Source organism: Mesobacterium pallidum (assembly GCF_019966535.1).
Classification (GTDB): Bacteria; Pseudomonadota; Alphaproteobacteria; order Rhodobacterales; family Rhodobacteraceae; genus Mesobacterium; species Mesobacterium pallidum.
The window spans coordinates 322,761-339,108 of sequence record NZ_JAIMID010000003.1 but is presented as its reverse complement, the minus strand read 5'-3'; the positions used below and the strand labels follow the sequence as shown (position 1 = coordinate 339,108).

17 protein-coding genes are annotated in these 16,348 nt (G+C 67.8%); 7 read left to right on the top strand and 10 right to left on the bottom strand.

Annotated elements, in window-relative coordinates; translation table 11 throughout:
- The first annotated feature begins 23 nt into the window (after window positions 1-23).
- Both MF270_RS06960 and MF270_RS06955 read left to right on the top strand, forming a co-directional pair.
- Window positions 24-1,697 (top strand): bifunctional protein tyrosine phosphatase family protein/NAD(P)/FAD-dependent oxidoreductase, encoded by a 1,674-nt coding sequence (locus MF270_RS06960; protein ID WP_238365153.1) that lies wholly within the window; start codon window positions 24-26, stop codon window positions 1,695-1,697.
- Between the two features lie 93 nt (window positions 1,698-1,790).
- Window positions 1,791-3,584 (top strand): SulP family inorganic anion transporter, encoded by a 1,794-nt coding sequence (locus MF270_RS06955; protein ID WP_238365152.1) that lies wholly within the window; start codon window positions 1,791-1,793, stop codon window positions 3,582-3,584.
- 3 nt (window positions 3,585-3,587) lie between these two features.
- On the opposite strand, the gene MF270_RS06950 is transcribed toward MF270_RS06955, so the two are convergent.
- From MF270_RS06950 to petA, 6 genes are all read right to left on the bottom strand, one after another.
- Window positions 3,588-4,286 carry a sirohydrochlorin chelatase gene (locus tag MF270_RS06950; RefSeq protein ID WP_238365151.1) on the bottom strand — a complete coding sequence of 233 codons (699 nt, stop codon included), beginning with the start codon at window positions 4,284-4,286 and terminating at the stop codon, window positions 3,588-3,590.
- 96 nt (window positions 4,287-4,382) lie between these two features.
- The gene (locus MF270_RS06945; RefSeq protein WP_238365150.1) at window positions 4,383-4,991 is read right to left on the bottom strand and encodes a glutathione S-transferase; all 609 of its coding nucleotides are present in this window, start codon (window positions 4,989-4,991) and stop codon (window positions 4,383-4,385) included.
- 18 nt (window positions 4,992-5,009) lie between these two features.
- Window positions 5,010-5,633, bottom strand: a complete 624-nt coding sequence (locus MF270_RS06940; RefSeq protein WP_238365149.1) for an FMN-binding negative transcriptional regulator — start codon at window positions 5,631-5,633, stop codon at window positions 5,010-5,012.
- A gap of 128 nt (window positions 5,634-5,761) precedes the next feature.
- Complete coding sequence (locus MF270_RS06935) at window positions 5,762-6,553, bottom strand: cytochrome c1 (RefSeq protein WP_238365148.1); 792 nt, start codon at window positions 6,551-6,553, stop codon at window positions 5,762-5,764.
- Between the two features lie 17 nt (window positions 6,554-6,570).
- Window positions 6,571-7,896: a cytochrome b gene (gene petB / locus MF270_RS06930; RefSeq protein ID WP_238365147.1), complete on the bottom strand. Its 1,326-nt coding sequence runs from the start codon at window positions 7,894-7,896 to the stop codon at window positions 6,571-6,573.
- A 15-nt stretch (window positions 7,897-7,911) separates the two neighbouring features.
- Window positions 7,912-8,496: a ubiquinol-cytochrome c reductase iron-sulfur subunit gene (gene petA, locus MF270_RS06925; RefSeq protein WP_238365146.1), complete on the bottom strand. Its 585-nt coding sequence runs from the start codon at window positions 8,494-8,496 to the stop codon at window positions 7,912-7,914.
- Between the two features lie 252 nt (window positions 8,497-8,748).
- Here petA and MF270_RS06920 point away from each other — a divergent pair, with 252 nt between their 5' ends.
- Window positions 8,749-9,405: an outer membrane protein gene (locus MF270_RS06920; protein ID WP_238365145.1), complete on the top strand. Its 657-nt coding sequence runs from the start codon at window positions 8,749-8,751 to the stop codon at window positions 9,403-9,405.
- Between the two features lie 48 nt (window positions 9,406-9,453).
- Here the strand turns inward: MF270_RS06920 and MF270_RS06915 are convergent, their stop codons facing one another.
- Both MF270_RS06915 and MF270_RS06910 read right to left on the bottom strand, forming a co-directional pair.
- Window positions 9,454-10,098 carry a ChrR family anti-sigma-E factor gene (locus MF270_RS06915; protein WP_238365144.1) on the bottom strand — a complete coding sequence of 215 codons (645 nt, stop codon included), beginning with the start codon at window positions 10,096-10,098 and terminating at the stop codon, window positions 9,454-9,456.
- Window positions 10,095-10,613: a sigma-70 family RNA polymerase sigma factor gene (locus tag MF270_RS06910; protein ID WP_272490703.1), complete on the bottom strand. Its 519-nt coding sequence runs from the start codon at window positions 10,611-10,613 to the stop codon at window positions 10,095-10,097. Before MF270_RS06910 ends, MF270_RS06915 begins: the two co-directional genes overlap by 4 nt.
- 271 nt (window positions 10,614-10,884) lie before the next feature.
- On the opposite strand from MF270_RS06910, the gene MF270_RS06905 reads away from it, so the two are divergent.
- The 4 genes from MF270_RS06905 to MF270_RS06890 all read left to right on the top strand — a co-directional run bounded on the left by MF270_RS06905 (window position 10,885) and on the right by MF270_RS06890 (window position 14,065).
- Window positions 10,885-12,183, top strand: a complete 1,299-nt coding sequence (locus MF270_RS06905) for an NAD(P)/FAD-dependent oxidoreductase (protein WP_238365142.1) — start codon at window positions 10,885-10,887, stop codon at window positions 12,181-12,183.
- Window positions 12,180-12,932: a DUF1365 domain-containing protein gene (locus MF270_RS06900; protein WP_238365141.1), complete on the top strand. Its 753-nt coding sequence runs from the start codon at window positions 12,180-12,182 to the stop codon at window positions 12,930-12,932. Before MF270_RS06905 ends, MF270_RS06900 begins: the two co-directional genes overlap by 4 nt.
- A complete protein-coding gene (locus MF270_RS06895) occupies window positions 12,929-13,660 on the top strand; it encodes an SDR family NAD(P)-dependent oxidoreductase (RefSeq protein ID WP_238365140.1) in 732 nt (243 codons plus the stop codon). The genes MF270_RS06900 and MF270_RS06895 overlap by 4 nt, the downstream gene beginning before the upstream one ends.
- A 63-nt stretch (window positions 13,661-13,723) precedes the next feature.
- Window positions 13,724-14,065, top strand: coding sequence for a DUF3775 domain-containing protein (locus MF270_RS06890; protein WP_238365139.1), 342 nt, complete (start codon window positions 13,724-13,726; stop codon window positions 14,063-14,065).
- A gap of 79 nt (window positions 14,066-14,144) precedes the next feature.
- On the opposite strand, the gene MF270_RS06885 is transcribed toward MF270_RS06890, so the two are convergent.
- Complete coding sequence (locus tag MF270_RS06885; RefSeq protein ID WP_238365138.1) at window positions 14,145-15,284, bottom strand: saccharopine dehydrogenase family protein; 1,140 nt, start codon at window positions 15,282-15,284, stop codon at window positions 14,145-14,147.
- Window positions 15,281-16,342 carry a saccharopine dehydrogenase gene (locus MF270_RS06880; protein WP_238365137.1) on the bottom strand — a complete coding sequence of 354 codons (1,062 nt, stop codon included), beginning with the start codon at window positions 16,340-16,342 and terminating at the stop codon, window positions 15,281-15,283. Before MF270_RS06880 ends, MF270_RS06885 begins: the two co-directional genes overlap by 4 nt.
- Window positions 16,343-16,348: the final 6 nt, after the last annotated feature.

The window sequence follows — 16,348 nt, the reverse complement described above, 5'->3', positions numbered from 1 at the left end:
CCCCGCCCGGAGGAGCGCGCACCATGGATCTCAAGAAAATCTCTGACGACATCACCGTCTCTCCGCAGATCACCGCAGACGACATCCCGGCCATCAAGGCGGCCGGTTTTCGCAGCATCCTGTGCAACCGCCCCGATGGCGAGGCGGCCGACCAGCCCACCGTGACCGAGCTGCAGGCCGCCGCCACGGCCGCGGGTCTAGAGATGCGCTACCAGCCGGTGGTGCCGGGCAAGGTGTCGGATGCCGACGCCAAGGCCTTTGCCACCAACATGCGCGAACTGCCGGGGCCCGTGCTGGCCTATTGCCGCACCGGCACGCGGTCGGCGACGTTGTGGTCGCTGGCTGCGGCCAAGACCATGGCGCCGGCCGATATCCTCGCCGCGACCAAGGCGGCGGGCTACGACATGGCGGGCGTGGTGCGCCGCATCGTCAATGGCGGCAAGACGCCCACCGACTCCGGCGATGCGTCCTTCGACGTGGTGATCGTCGGCGGCGGGGCGGCCGGCATCTCGGTCGCGGCCAGCCTGCAGGCCCGCAAGGCCAGCCTGAACATCGCCATCATCGACCCGGCCGACATCCACTATTACCAGCCCGGCTGGACCATGGTCGGCGGCGGCATCTTCGAGGCGCAGGACACGGCCCGCACCATGGGCAGCCTGATCCCCAAGGGCGTCCACTGGATCAAGTCGGCCGTCGCCGCGTTCGAGCCCAAGGACAATGCCGTCATCCTCGACGGTTGCCGGGTGGTGAAATACACCCGCCTGATCGTGGCGCCCGGTCTCAAGCTGGACTGGCACGGGGTCGAGGGGCTGGTCGAGACGCTGGGCAAGAACGGCGTCACCTCGAACTACCGCTACGACCTCGCGCCCTATACGTGGGAGCTGGTGCGCGGAATGACATCCGGCCGGGCGTTGTTCACCCAGCCGCCGATGCCGATCAAATGCGCCGGCGCGCCGCAAAAGGCGATGTACCTGTCGGGTGATGCTTGGGTCAGGGCCGGTGTCATCAAGGACATCGACATCCAGTTCATGAACGCGGGCGGCGTGCTGTTCGGGGTCAAGGATTACGTGCCCGCGCTGGAAACCTACGTGAAGAAATACGGCGTGGACCTGAACTTCTTCCACACGCTCAAGGCCATCGATGGGCCGGGCAGGACGGCGACCTTCAAGGTCGCCAAACCCGACACCGAGCCGACCGAGGTGACGGTCGAGTTCGACATGATCCACGTGGTGCCGCCGCAGGTCGCGCCCGACTTCATCCGCGTCTCGCCGCTGGCCGATGCCGCCGGTTGGGTTGACGTGGATCAGAGCACGCTGCGCCACAAGGAGTACGACAATATCTGGAGCCTCGGCGACGTGATGAACGCCCCCAACGCCAAGACGGCGGCGGCGGCACGCATCCAGGCGCCGATCGTGGCCCAGAACGTCGCCGACGACATCGCGGGCCGCTCGCCCACGGCCGTCTACAACGGCTACGGGTCCTGCCCGCTGACCGTCGAGCGTGGCAAGATCGTCCTGGCCGAGTTCGGCTATGGCGGCACCCTGCTGCCGAGCTTTCCCAAGTGGATGCTGGACGGCACCAAGCCGAGCCGCGCGGCCTGGCTGCTCAAGGAAAAGGTGCTGCCGCCGATCTACTGGAAGGCGATGCTGCGCGGAAAGGAATGGATGGCCAGCCCGGAACCCGTGTCGGCCAACTGACGACCCGGCGGGCCCCGCGGCCCGCTACACCCCGCCCCCGGGCGGACCCGGGCCCGCGATCGGGAGGCGCGGGCCAAGTAAAGGAAATGCGCCATGAGCCTTCCCAAGATGAACCGCGCCGCGTTCGAGCGCACCATGCCGATCCTCACCTGGGGACGGAGCTATAACCGAGACACGCTGACCTCGGATGCCGTGGCCGCCGTGATCGTGACGATCATGCTGATCCCGCAATCGCTGGCCTATGCGCTGCTGGCGGGGCTGCCGGCCGAGATGGGGCTGTATGCCTCGATCCTGCCGCTCTTTGCCTACGCGGTCTTCGGCACCTCGCGGGCGCTGGCCGTGGGGCCGGTGGCCGTGGTGTCGCTGATGACCGCCGCCGCCGTCGGCAACCTTGGCCTGACCGACCCGGCTGCCATCGCGCTGGCCGCGGGCACGCTCGCCTTCATCTCGGGCCTGATCCTGACGCTGCTCGGGGTGTTCCGCCTCGGGTTCCTGGCGAACTTCCTCAGCCACCCGGTGATCGCGGGCTTCATCACCGCCTCGGGCGTTCTGATCGCCACCTCGCAGCTCAAGCACATCTTCGGCGTGCCGGCCCATGGCCACACGCTGCCGGGGCTGCTGAGCTCGCTCCTCAGCCACCTTGGTGAGATCAACGTCATCACCCTGATCATCGGCGTCGCCGCCACCGCCTTCCTGTTCTGGGTCCGTAAGGGGCTCAAGCCGCGCCTGCTGGCCGCCGGGTTCAAGCCACGCATGGCCGATATCCTGGCCAAGGCCGGGCCGGTCGCCGCCGTGGTCGTGACCACGCTGCTGACCTGGGTGCTGGGCCTGTCGAACTGGGGTGGCGTCAAGGTCGTGGGCGAGGTCCCGATGGGCCTGCCGCCGCTGACCATGCCCAGCCTCGATCCGTCGATGTGGAGCCAGCTTTTCGTCGCCGCCCTGCTGATCTCGATCATCGGCTTCGTCGAATCCGTCTCGGTCGCGCAGACGCTCGCCGCCAAGCGCCGCCAGCGCATCGTCCCCGACCAGGAATTGATCGGCCTTGGCGCGTCGAACATCGGCGCCGCCCTGACCGGCGGTTACCCGGTCACCGGCGGGTTCGCCCGCTCGGTCGTGAACTTCGACGCAGGCGCCGAGACGCCGGCGGCCGGGGCCTTCACCGCCATCGGCATCCTGCTGGCCGCGCTGCTGCTGACGCCGCTGCTCTACTTCCTCCCCAACGCGACGCTGGCCGCGACGATCATCGTCGCCGTCATCAGCCTCGTCGATTTCTCGATCCTCAAGAAGACCTGGGGCTATTCCAAGGTGGACTTTGCCGCCGTCACCGCGACCATCGTGCTGACGCTGGGCTTCGGGGTCGAGGTGGGCGTTTCGGCCGGGGTCATGATCTCGATCGGGCTGTTCCTTTACCGCACGACCAAGCCGCACGTGGCCGAGGTCGGGCTGGTGCCGGGCACGCAGCATTTCCGCAACATCAAGCGGCACAGCGTCGAGACCAGGCCGTCGCTGGTCACCCTGCGGATCGACGAAAGCCTGTACTTTGCCAATGCGTCCTTCCTGCAGGACCTGGTGCAGGACCGCGTGGCCTGTGACGAGCCGATCACCGACGTTGTCCTGATGTGCTCGGCCGTGAACGAGATCGACCTGTCGGCGCTGGAAAGCCTCGAGGCGATCAACCTGCGGCTCAAGGATTACGGCATCAAGTTGCACATGTCCGAGGTGAAGGGCCCGGTGATGGACCGCCTCAAGCGCTCGCACTTCCTGGAGGAGATGACGGGCCAGGTGTTCCTGTCGCAATACGACGCCTGGCGGACCCTGACGGCGACCGAGACCACCCCGGTCGAAACCGCCGCCAACCCCGACGGCCCGTCCGAGAACGCCGCCTGACGCTCAGGCCGCCATCCGCGCGGCGGCCGCGATCAGGGCGGGCACCTGCGGGTGATCGCCCAGCACGGGCAGACGGTGCCCTTGGTATTCGACCTGCCCGAGCGCCTCGGGCAGGTCGTCCAGCACATGCCCCCCCTCGAGCGCGAAGAACGGCAGGCACAGGCTTTGCGGCCCGAGCCCCCGCGCGGCATCGACGAGGCGCGGGTCCTGTTCGACGAAGCCGACGGTAAAGCGCGTGGCGGGCAGCTGCGCCGCCAGCTTGTCGGTGAAATCCAGCGCCACCTCGGCCGGGCGGTGGCTGCGGCCCGACCCATGGGCGGCCAGCATGACCGACAGGTCCTCGGGGGGCCAGCCGCGCTGGGCGGCCTCGGCCACCAGCCATTGCGCGGCCAGCACCGGCAGCGCGGGGTCGAGCCCGAAGGGCGCGAGCTGCCGGAACCGGCGGGGGCCGAGCTTGCGCGGCAGGTTTTCCTGCGTGAACCAGCCATCGGCCATGAAGAACGGGTAGATCAGCGCGTCATCGGGCAGGCTCTGGCCCAACTCGGCCAGCTTGCCGGGCGTGGCGATGGTGGCGCTGCGCACCTCCCAGCCCGGCAGGTGGCCGGCCACGCGGGCCGCCAGTGCTTCCATGTGCGCCTCGGGCGGCTCGGGCTCGCTGGGTTGGCCATGGGCGACGATCAGCAGGGTCTTGGCTTGGGTCATCCGGATCCAATTGTGCGCTTCCGCGCGCTTTAATTCAGCAAGGGGCGCGGCGACGCCCCACCCTTTCCGTCCGAGATGGCGCGGGCGAGCGCGGGGTCAAGGATCGACGGGCGCTGTGTCGGCCAGGCTCGGGCGGTCCTTGATCTTGTCGTACCAATCCGCCAGCGCCTCGCGTCCGCTGCGCCAGTCCCGCCCGCCGTGGCGGAAATCGAGGTAGCCAAGCGCGCAGGCTACGGCGATATGGCCCATGTCCACGGGGCCGTGCAGGTGGCTCATCCAGCGCGCGTCCAGCGCGTCGAGCGCGCGGGTCACCTTGGCCCACTGCCCTTCGATCCACTCGGGGCTTTGCTGCGCTTCGGGGCGCAGGCGCTTTTCGTAGATCATCAGCACGGCCGCCTCGGCGATGCCGTCGGCCGTGGCCTCGAGCGTCAGCACCTCCCAGATGCGCGCCTCGGGGTACAGCTTGCCGCCCGCCCGCGCGTCGAGAAACCGGGTGATGACCCGGCTGTCGTAAAGCGCCGGGCCGTCGTTGCGGATCAGCGCGGGGATCTTGCCCAGCGGGTTGGCGGCGGCGGCCTCGGGCGCGGTCTTGAGCGCGGAGGTGGCGACCACCAGCTCTTCGACCGCATCCACAAGGCCGGTTTCGCGCAGCACCGCGCGGACCTTGCGGACAAAGGGCGAGGCGGGGGACGAGATCAGTTGCATGGGGCTTCTCCTTGATCGTCAGGTGTCGGGCAGGTCGGTCATCAGGCGGGCAAGGTCGTCCAGCCCCTCGCCATGGGGCGAACTGGCAAGGCCCGCGGCGGCGGCCAGGCGGGCCGCGTCGGGCTTGTTCTGACCCAGCTTCCAGGTGCCGTCGATCTCGGCCACCTGCATGCGGAAGGGCAGGATCATGCGCATGAAGCGCCCCTGCATGTCGTCCGTCAGCTTGTCCATCAGCCAGACCGGCTTGGGCGCCTGCGCGGTTTCGAAATGGGTCGAGAGGGCGGACAGGTGGTCGGGCAGGTCCTCGACCGGGCGCGGTTCGATCTGGCCGACGAGGTGCACGGCAACGTAGTTCCAGGTCGGGACCTGGTCGTCCAGCCCGTACCAGTCGGGCGAGATGTAGCCATGCGGGCCGGTCACGGCCAGCCGCGCGGCCAGCGGGCCCTTGCAGGCCCGGGCGATGGGGTTGGAGCGGGCGAGGTGGAACTCGGCCGTCGTCCCGTCCTCGCTCAGCAGGAAGGGGATGTGGGACATCAGCGGCGCGCCCTCGGCCACCACGGCCAACGTGCCGAAGCCACGCGTCCGGGCGAAGGCGAGGTTGCGGTCGCGCGGGGCGCCGCGAAAGGCCGGATTCGGGTGCATGATCTCCCCCCTCCTGGGATCCGGGGGCAGAATGCGCGGGGCCGCGGGAAAGGTCCAGACAGAAGACGCGGAAAGAAAAAGGCCCGCCGGAGGGGCGGGCCTTTCGGATCTCGCTGGGGAAGCGGCGCTCAGAGCGCGGTCTTCTTGCCCTTGATCGGGGCCCAGAGCTTCTTGTTCGTGAGGTACAGCAGCACGGCGAAGATGGTCAGGAAGAACACGCCGAGGAAGCCGAAGTGCTGGCGGGCCATCATCTTGGGCTCGGCCGTCCACATCAGGAAGGCGGCGACGTCTTCTGCCATGTTATGCACGTCATTGGCGTGACCGTCGTCGAATTCCACCTGCTCGTCCGACAGCGGCGGGCCCATCGAGATGTAGCCCGACGGGAAGGCCGTGTTCTCGTAGAGGAACGTGCCTGCCTGTTCCATTTCCTCGCCGGTGTAGCCGGTCAGCAGCGAGTAGATGTACTCGCCCCCGCCCATGCCGTTGAAGAGCTGGCTCAGGCCGGTGCCGTAGGGCCCGTGGAAGCCGGCGCGGGCCTTGGCCATCAGGCTCAGGTCCGGTGCGCCGACGCTGGTGTTGGCCGGGAAGTGGTCCGAGGGGATCGCAGGACGGAAGTCTTCCAGCTCGTCGTCGTAGACCTCGAAGCCCGAGGCATAGACGCGGACCTGGTCCTCGGTGAAGCCCACGCCGCCCTCTTCGGCCAGCGACCGGAAGGAGACGTATTGCAGACCGTGGCAGGCCGAGCAGACCTCGGTGTAGACCTTCAGTCCGCGCTGCAGCTGGTTCTGGTCAAAGGTGCCGAAGGGACCTTCGTACGAGAAGGCGATGTCTTCGACATGGCCTCCCTCGACGGCGGCGAAGGACGCCGCCGGTACGAGTGCCAGCGCAGCAACCGCGGAGATGGCAAGTTTCTTGAACATGTTCATCAGTCCCTTTTTCATTCCGCCGGCGTCGCGTCGGACTTGCCGTAATGGGCGTTGAAGTCCGCTTCGATCGTGTCGGGCAGTTCGGCCGGCTTCTCGATCACGCCGAGGATCGGCAGGATGACCAGGAAGTAGGCGAACCAGTAGGCGGCCCCGATCAGCGAGATGATCGAATACGGCGGTTCGGCCGGCTGGGCGCCACACCACATCAGCACGACGAAGTCGATCGCCAGCAGCCAGAACCACCACTTGAACATCGGGCGGTAGGCGCCCGAGCGCACGCGGGAGGTGTCGAGCCAGGGGGTGAAGAACATCACCGCGATGGCGCCGAACATGGCGAGCACGCCGAAGAACTTGGCGTCGATGATGCCGCCGGTGACCCAGCTTGCGATCATCACGACCCAGACGTCCGAGGTGAAGGCGCGCAGGATGGCGTAGAACGGCAGGAAGTACCATTCGGGCACGATGTGCGCCGGCGTCGAGAGCGGGTTCGCCTCGATGTAGTTGTCGGGGTGGCCGAGGTAGTTCGGCATGAAGCCGACGATCGCCCAGAACACGGCCAGAACGACGACCAGTGCGAACAGGTCCTTGATCACGAAGTAGGGCCAGAAGGGCAGGGTGTCCTTCTTGGCGTCTTCCTTCGAGGTGCGGCGCACTTCAACACCCGTGGGGTTGTTGTTGCCGGTCGTGTGGAAGGCCCAGATGTGCACCGCCACCAGCGCCGCGATGACGAAGGGCAGCAGGTAGTGCAGCGAGAAGAAGCGGTTGAGCGTGTAGTTGTCCACGGCGGGCCCGCCCAGCAGCCAGGTCTGCAGCGTCTCGCCCACGAAGGGGATGGCGCCGAAGAGGCCGGTGATCACGGTCGCGCCCCAGAAGGACATCTGGCCCCAGGGCAGCACGTAGCCAAGGAAGCCGGTGGCCATCATCAGCAGGTAGATGACCATGCCGATGATCCAGGTGACTTCGCGCGGGGCCTTGTACGAGCCGTAGTAGAGGCCGCGGAAGATGTGGATGTAGACGGCAAAGAAGAACAGCGAGGCGCCGTTCATGTGCAGGTAGCGCAGCATGTAGCCGCCGTTCACGTCGCGCATGATATGCTCGATCGAGGCGAAGGCGTAATCGACATGCGGCGTGTAGTGCATAACCAGCACGATGCCGGTGACGATCTGCAACACGAGGCAGAAGGCCAGGACGATGCCCCAGATCCACCACCAGTTCAGGTTCTTGGGGGTGGGGATCATCAGGGTGTCGTAGACGAGCCCGAGAATCGGCAGGCGGCTGTGCAGCCACTTTTCACCGCCGGTCTTCGGCTCGTAGTGGTCGTGGGGGATACCAGACATTGTTCGCGCGCTCCCTTAACCCAGTTGGATCGTGGATTCGTCCACGAATTCGGCGACCGGAACCGGCAGGTTCTCGGGCGCGGGCCCGCGGCGGATACGGCCGGCGGTGTCGTAGTGAGACCCGTGGCACGGGCAGAACCAGCCGCCGAAGTCACCGGCGCCATCACCCAGCGGCACGCAGCCGAGGTGGGTGCAGACGCCCATCATGACCAGCCATTCGCTGTCGGTGCCTGCCTCGGCGCCCGGCGGCAGCAGGCCGCGGTTCGGGTCCGTGGCGGGGGCATCGCCCGAAATGTTCTCGTTCCGGGCAATCGGGTCCGGCAGCGAGCTCACGTCCACGTCGTTGGCGGCTGCGATCTCGTCTTCCGTGCGACGACGGATGAACACCGGCTTGCCCAGCCACTTGACCGTGATCTGGGTGCCGACCTCGACGCCCGACACGTCAACCCGGATCGAGCTGAGCGCCTGCACGTCTGCGGACGGGTTCATCTGGTTGATCAGGGGCCAGACAGCGGCACCGGTTGCCACGGCACCGGCACCGGCCGTGGCATAGTAGAGGAAGTCCCTCCGGGTGCCTTCGTGATCTTCTGCGTGGGACACGAGGTTTTCTCCAGTTTCCTTGGCCCCCGAAGGGCCGCCTGCGATTACGGGGCCCAGACCCCGTTAGGGGCGGCCCTATCGGGGCCGCTATTTATACGGGCAACTTCCACCCGTCCAGCGGCGAATGCCCGCCATGGCCGGGGCGGGCTGATGTGTCGCGGTTGCGCCCGGGCGCAAGGCGGCATATCTGTCGATCAAAAGCGCCCGGTTTCCGACCGGACGGGCGTGGCACGGGCGCACTGGATGGTTTCTATGCAAAAGGCTCTTCTCGCGGCAACGATTCTCTCGGCCTCGCTGGCGGGTGGCATGGCCGCGGCCGAGTTCCGGCTCGAGGTCTACGGTGGAGCGCAGACCTCACCGCACAGCCGCGTCAAGGGCGACCAGCCGGATGGCGGCACCTACAACGCGCTCATCGGGTGGGACGGCAAGAGCTTTTCGCCGCCGCCCTACTACGGGATGCGCGGCACCTGGTGGCGCACCGATACCTCGGGCTTCGCGCTCGAGCTGACCCATGCCAAGGTCTATGCCCCGGATGCCGAGCGCAACGCGATGGGCTTTGACCGGTTCGAATTCTCGGACGGGCACAACATCATCACCGTGAACTACATGCGCCGCTGGCCCGGCCAGTTCGGCGAGGTGACGCCCTATGCCGGCGCCGGCATCGGTGTCGCCTTTCCCCATGTCGACGTGCTGAGCGCGGGCGGAGAGCACACTTACGGTTACCAGCTGACCGGCCCCGCGGCCCGGGCGCTGGCCGGCGTGAGTTACCAGCTGAACGACCGCTGGTCGCTGTTCGGCGAATACCAGTTCACGATTTCCCAGAACCACGCCGAGCTTGACGGTGGCGGCGATCTGGACACCCGGATCATCACCAACGCGATCAACGTCGGCGTCGGCTTCGACTTCTGATCGCCTTGTCCATGGGCAGGGCCGGCCGGCCCCACCCTTGGGCTTGGGTCAGATCTTGAGGAACGGCTGCGCGAGGCGCGGCATCCAGCCCTTGAACTTCAGCGGCGCATCGGTGACCGCAAGACAGATGCAATCCTCGCCGGCTTCGGCAACGGGGGTATGTTCGAGATCGTCATCCGCGGTCTCCACGTCACCGCGCGCGAATCGGTCGGTCTGGTCGGAAAAGGCGCCCTGAAGCACCATCGTCAGCTCGAGGCCGCGGTGCGAATGGTCCGGCACCGATTGTCCGGCCGGAATATACAGCAGCCGCGCCGAGGCGCCCTTGTCGGTCGGCAGGATCGCCTGCTTGACGCCCATGCCAACGGGCCGCCACCGGATCGCATCCAGCCCGCCACCGACATACTCGGCCAGCGGCGCCGGCAGCACCGGATCCTTGGGCCGTGCTGGTGGCTCGGTCGCGCCCTCGCCCGACTTGATGCGCGCCATGCAGGCGGACAGGCTCTCATGGCCCATCGCGATCGGTGCCACGTCGTCCAGAACCGCGCCACCCAGCGCCTCGAAGGCGCCAAGCGCCGCACGGCAGTCGTCGCAGACCGACACATGCGTGGCGATGATCAGGTTGAAGGCCTCGGGCAGGGTGCCGGCCGCGTACCCCGCCAGAAGGCTGTCTGAAATGTGATGCCTGATAGTCATTCGTCGTCTCGTCCCATTGCGTGGCGCAGGCGGTCCATGGCCAGGCGCAACCTGCTCTTGATCGTTCCCATCGGAAGCCCCGTGACCTCCGCGATTTCGCTGTGGGTCAGGTCCCCGAAATAGGCCTTCTCCACGATGTCCCGCTGCTTTTTCGGCAGGGCCTTCACGGCCTCCCGCAGGCGGGCGGAATCCTGGCTCACCGCCAGCTGTTCGTCCGGTTCCACCTCGGGCTCGGGGCCCCAGGGCAGATCCTCGGGTTCGGGCCTGCGGCTGCGACGGATCACGTCGATGCGCTTGTTCCGCGCGATCGTGAAGACCCATGTCGCGACCGAGGCCCGCGCCGGATCATAAAGGCGGGCCTTGTTCCAGACCGTCGCCATCACGTCCTGCGCGCAATCCTCGGCCAGCGCCGCATCACTGCCCGACCGGATCAGGAATCCCTTCACCCGCGGGGCGAAGTGGTCGAACAGCGCCGCAAAGGCCGCCGCGTCCTGCCGGTCGCGGATCGCAAGCATCTCTGCGACCCAGTCCTGTGTCTTGTCGTCTCCCTCGCTCACGCGCGGTGGTCCCCATGCAGATCTTGTCTTCCGCTCCGCTCTAACACGAGGCGGAACGGGGGGCGAGGTCATCACGGCGCTGGAGGGCTCGGGATTGTACATGTTCGTGTTACGTCACCCCTGCGCGGCCGGATCACTTTGCGGCAAGATTTTTTGGCTGGCGGGCAGAAGTGAACCGGGCGGGGCGGGCCGCCGTATCAGACTGGAACATCAAGAGGAATTCCATCGCATGTTGCAGTCACCGCTTGCTCCGACCCGCAGCCGCATCGCCGTGATCGGAGGGGGCATTTCCGGGATGGGGGCCGCCCACCTGCTGGCCCCTCACGCACAGGTGACCCTGTTCGAGGCCGAAAAGCGCCTGGGCGGCCATGCGCGGACCAAGCTGGCGGGCAAGCGGGGCGACCAGCCGGTCGATACCGGCTTCATCGTCTACAACAAGGCGAATTACCCGCATCTCGTGTCGCTGTTCGAAGATCTGGACGTGCCGGTCACGGAAAGCGACATGAGCTTCGGCGCCAGCCTGCGCGGCGGGCGGCTGGAATACGGGCTGCGCGACCTGCGCGCGGTCTTCAGCCAGCCCTGGCGGGCGGGGGACCCGCGTTTCGTGCGGATGCTGCGCGACATCATCCATTTCAACGCCCGCGCGCTCGAGACGGCGGGGCCTGGCATGACCATCGGTGACCTGCTCGAGGTGCTGGGCACCGGGCGCTGGTTCCGCGACTATTACCTTCTGCCGCTGTCGGGGGCGATCTGGTCCACCCCGCGCGACCAGATCCTGCGCTTTCCGGCCGAGGCGATGATCCGCTTTTTCGAAAACCACGCGCTGCTCAGCCACACCGGCCAGCACCAGTGGTACACCGTCAAGGGCGGCTCGGTGCAATATGTACGCCGGCTGGATGCCGCGCTGCGCCGCGCTGGGGTCGAGGTCCGCACCGGCACGCCCGTCGCCGGGGTGCGCCGCACCGGCGGCGTCGCCGTCCGGGCCGAGGGTGGCGAGTGGGAGGCCTTCGACGAGGTGATCTTTGCCACCCATTCCGACGACACGCTGTGTCTGCTGTCTGACACGACCCGCGAAGAGGTCGCGGCGCTGTCGGCCATCCGCTACCAGCCGAACGAGGTCGTGCTGCACGCGGACGAGACGCTGATGCCGCGCCGCAAATCGGCCTGGTCCAGCTGGGTCTATACCGAAGAGGCGGACCGCCGCGCCGAGGGCATCGACATCACCTACTGGATGAACTCGCTGCAACCGATCCCCAAGGACGATCCGCTTTTCGTGACGCTGAACTCGCGCCGCCCGATCCGGGAAGAGCTGATCCATGACCAGGTCACCCTGCGCCATCCCGTCTATGACAGCGCGGCCTTTGCCGCGCAGGGACAGCTGGCGCGGATGAACGGCCAGAACGGCACCTGGTTCTGCGGCGCCTGGATGAAGAATGGGTTCCACGAGGACGGGCTGTCCTCGGCCGTGGACGTGGCCCGTGCGATCACCGAACGCGCCGTGCAGCCCGCCCGGGTCGCGGCCGAGTGACCGGGGTCGAGCATATCCCCGGCCACACCTGGCACGGTCGCAAGGACGGGCCCGAGAACGGCTTTCGCTATTCCATCGACTACGTGCTGCTGGACGCCGAGGCCGCGCCGGACACGCCCAGCCTGTTCGCCCGCAACGCCGGGGCGCCGATGTCCCTGCATGACGTCGACCACGGCGGCGCCCCGGGCGAGGGGCGCGGCGCGGTCTGGGCGCGCGAGGTGCTGGCAGCCCATGGCCTCGACCTGCCGGGGCCGCTGTTGCTGCTGGCGCAGCCGCGCCTGCTGGGACATGTGTTCAATCCGGTCAGCTTCTGGCTGTGTCACGATGCCGGCGGGCAGATGTGTGCCGTGATCGCCGAGGTGACGAACACCTTCGGCGACCGGCATTCCTACCTCTGCCACCACGAAGACCTGCGGCCCATCGGCCCCTCGGACCGGCTGAGCTCGCAAAAGATCTTCCACGTCTCGCCCTTCCAGCCGATCGCGGGGGAGTACACCTTTCGCTTCGACATCCGGCCCGATCGCATCGGGATCTGGATCGACTTCACCCATGCAGGGGGCGGGATGGGCGCCAACCTGGTCGGCCCGCGCCAGCCGCTGACCTCGGGCGCGATCCTGCGCGCTGCGCTGCGCCGCCCCTTCGGCTCGCGCCGGGTGCTGGCACTGATTCACTGGCAGGCGTTGAAACTCTGGTGGAAGGGCGCGCGTTACCGCAGCAGACCCGAACCGCCATTGGATGACGTGACATGACCGACCTTGCAGGACAGACATGGTGGCTGGTGGGCGCCAGCGAAGGCTTGGGCGCCGCGCTGGCCCGCAAGATGAGCGCGGCAGGCGCCACACTGGTCCTCTCGGCCCGTTCCACCGACAAGCTGACCGAACTGGCGGACAGCCTGCCGGGGCCTGCACGCGGCGTCGCCTGCGACGTGACCGACAGCGCCTCGGTACGCCAAGCCTATGCCGAGGCGGGAGAGATCGACGGCATCGTCATCCTCGCCGGGGCCTACTGGCCGGTGAACGCCAAGGACTGGCAGGCCGAGCACGTGGAAACGATGATCGACGTGAACCTCACCGGCATGGCCCGGGTGCTGGGCGCGGTGGTGCCGGATTTCGTCGCCCGCGACCGGGGCCGCATCGTGCTGACCGGCAGCCTGTCGGCCTACGTGGGCCTGCCGGGGGCCATCGGCTATTCGACCTCAAAGGCCGGGGTGCAGGGGCTCGCCGAAAGCATGGCGGTCGACCTGCACGGCACCGGGGTCACGGTGCAGCTGGCCAACCCCGGCTTCATCAAGACCCGGCTGACCGACAAGAACGCCTTCAAGATGTACCAGATCATGGAGCCGGACGAGGCCGCCGGCCACATGATGCGGCTCATCGGGTCGAACCGCTTCAGCCTCGCCTTCCCGAACCCCTTTGCGCTGGTTTTCCGGGGCGCGCGCTTCCTGCCGCAGAAGCTGTTGAACCGGCTTTTTGCGTAGGATCAAGGTGCAGGCTCGCCGCGATGGTGTTAACCTGCGCGGGAACACGAAGGAAACGACGCCATGCTCACCATTTCCGAACGCAAGATCGCCGAGATCGTCCTGCTGGGCCACGAGATCGCCAACAAGCAGACCCGCCGGGCCGAGCCCGAGCTGCGCGCGCTGATCGACGGCATGAACGAGGATGAACAGGCCGAGCTGGTGGCCGTCATGTGGATCGGCCGCGGGTCGTTCGTGGCCGAGGAACTGGGCGAGGCCATCGCCACCGCCCGGGCCGAGGCGACGACCCCCACGGCGGATTACCTGCTGGGCACGCCCAACCTGTCGGACAACCTCGAGGTCGGGGCCGAGGCGCTGGGCCTCGAGCTGTCGGACGATGCCGACGACCTGATGCGCGGCGTCTAGGCCGCGCCGCCAAACGAAACGGGCCGGGGCAATGCGCCACCGGCCCGTGTCTTATCTGCGCCTACGACCGGGCGCGGGGTCACTTCAGGTGATCGACCAGCGCCAGGTGCTGGGCCAGGTGCTCGAGCTCTGTCAGCCAGCGGTTGACCAGCTTGGGATCGTGCGGGGCCGGGTGCACGCCGGCCGGAATCTCGCGGTCCAGCACCGCCTCGACCGCCAGCGCCACGGTCTGCGACACCAGCCGCGCCATGGCCGTGCCGCGCGCATCGCCCCAGGCATCCATGGCCCAGGTCTTGTGGTAGACGGGCGTGCCGTCCTTTTCCGCCTTCAGCGACACACACAGCACCACGCGGTCGGGCTCGCCCTCGTCATAGGCATGCTGGGCCCAGAACTGGTCCGACATCTCTTTCAGCCGCGCGTCGCCCTCGGGGCCCGACAGCGTCTCGATCTCGCGGAAGACCGGCGTCCAGGCCTCGGCCCAGCCGTTCAGCCGCAGGGTGCCGCGGACAAAGTTCTTGACCGTCCAGGACGGGTCGAACCGGTAATCCTCGATGAAGGGCAGCGAGTCGCGGTTCGGGTAGACCTCGAAGGTCTCGGGGGTCTGCAGCGGCGCGGAATAGCTGGTGATCGCGTCCCAGGGGCGCGCGACCTTCAGCTCTTCGTAATGCCGGATCGAACGCGAGGGCGAGCGCAGCGCCTTCAGCACGCCCAGCGGCGACCAGCTGAACTTGTAGCGGAAGGCATTGGCGTGTTTCGGCACCCCGCCGCAATACGAGAGGAACGACAGGTGGTTGTCCGGGGCATAGCCCTTGGACTTGCGGTAATCGGCGACCAGCGCATGGGCCATCAGGTGGTCGAGGCCGGGGTCCAGCCCCACCTCGTTCACCAGCGCCACGCCCGCGTCGCGTGCCTTGGCGTCCAGCGCCTTCATCTCGGGCGCGATGTAGGAGGACGACACGAAATGCGCCCCCTTGGCGATGGCCAGCTCGGCCAGCGGGACATGCCAGTCGCCGGGCAGCATCGAGACCACGACGTCACCGGGCTGCAGCTCGGCCTCCAGCGCCTCGATGTCGAAGGCGCGGATGGCATCGGTCAGGTCACCGACCGCCTCTTGCGCCTTGTCGATGGTCCGGTTCCAGACCGTGACGGGCTTGCCGTCTTGGATCAGCTTGCGCAGGCCGGGGATGGCCGAAAGGCCGGTGCCACACCAATGGATCATGCTGAAACTCCCTTCATATGTGTGTCGAACCTGGCCTTCGCGCGGCCCCAGACGCCCGCATCGAGGCTGCCAAGGGTCAGCAGCGAGGGCAAGAGCTGGCCCGCGTAATCCTCCGAGCTTTCGACCGGCAGCATCGAGGGCAGGTTGTCTATGGCCATGACGTCAAGCAGCGGGGCCTCATGCACCCGCACCACCGGCGCATCCCAGCTGGTGGCGCGCCCGTAGACCGGGATCGGGTTGTAATCGCTGTCCGGGTCGCAGGCGATGTCACCGATGGCGGTCAGCTGTCGCGGGGCGTCCAGTGCGGTCTTCGGGACGAAGACCGGCGTGCCCGGACGCGCGAAGATGCAGTTGAGGAACACGTCGTGCTCCAGGATCTGCGGGAAAGGCCCGCCGCCGGCCGTCTCGGCCATGTCCCAGCGCGTCACCGGGACGCCCAGCAGGTCGCAGAGGTCCGACGCCCCGGTGCCGACCCGCCCCAGCGCGCCGATCACGATGGCGGCGGGCAGGTCGCGGCCCGTCTCGTCCAGCGCGATTCCCAGCGCATCGACCAGCGCGTCCTTGTCCGGGTAGGCGCCCACCGCCGGGCAGATCCCGCCCTCAGCCTGCGCGGCCCAGGCCAGCAGCGTGACCGCCGCACCGGCAAAGCCCGCCCAGTAGCCGAAGGCCGCCACGCGCCGGCCGCTTTCGTCCACGAGGTATTCGAGATCGTAAAGCGTCCCGCCCCCGGCTTTGAGCCGCCGGAGCAGTTCGCGCCCCGAATGCTGGCCCTTGAAGGCATGGCCGAACATGATGTGCCGGTGGCGCAGGGGCGTGCCGTCGTCCGGCAGCTCCTTGAGCCCGAAGACGATGGCGTCGTCCGGCGCGTTCACCCAGGCCCCCTCGGCCGCGCGGTCGGCCCCGGCGGCGGCGAACCCGTCATAAGGGATCGCGCGGGTGGCGCTTTCCTCGACCGTCACGCGGAAACCGGCCGCAATCAGCGCCCGCACCCCCTCGGGCGTGACGCCGACGCGGTCCTCGTTCGGGCGGCTTTCGGCCCGGACCCAGAGATGTGTCATGGCTGT